General features: G+C 50.2%; 1 pseudogene. It reads left to right on the top strand.

The features are described from left to right. A pseudogene (locus AC2FA3_RS15080) lies at nucleotides 1-568 on the top strand (hypothetical protein); the annotation flags it as partial.

The raw sequence follows: 568 nt of genomic DNA, 5'->3' as shown, positions 1-568 counted from the left end.
CCAAGCGTCACGACGACTGGCATCAATGCTGGCAACAAGAAGATCAGCGGTGTGTTAGCGGGAGACAGCGCAACGGATGCCGTGAACTATGAACAACTTAGTGCCACCAATACCAATGTCGCCACCAACACCAGTAACATTGCTGACAACAGCAAACGTTCAACAGGCAACTTAACTGCCTTAGGTGGTGGTGCTGAGTATGACGTGGCAACGGATACTTACACCGCGCCAACTTACGCCTTAAATGGTGGTGCTAATAGCTTTAACAATGTCGGCGATGCGCTTGGTAACCTAGACACCCGCACTACAAAGAATACAGGTGACATTGCTGCGAATGCTGGCAACATCATCAAAGCGAAGAGCACCGTTAGCCAAGGTGAGAACATCTTAGTCACTGAAACCAAAGACAGTGTGACGGGTGCCAGTAACTACGAAGTAAAAACGGCACGTGCGCTTACCCTTGATAGTGTCACCACAGGTAACAGCAAGTTGGACACTGCTGGTTTAACCATCACAGGCGGCCCAAGCGTCACGACGACTGGCATCAATGCTGGCAACAAGAAGATCA

The sequence above is a fragment of the Janibacter sp. CoH_79_TC_3 genome (genome assembly GCF_058197955.1).
Note: the sequence above shows the minus strand (reverse complement) of the source record. Positions and strands in the feature narration are given on the sequence as shown.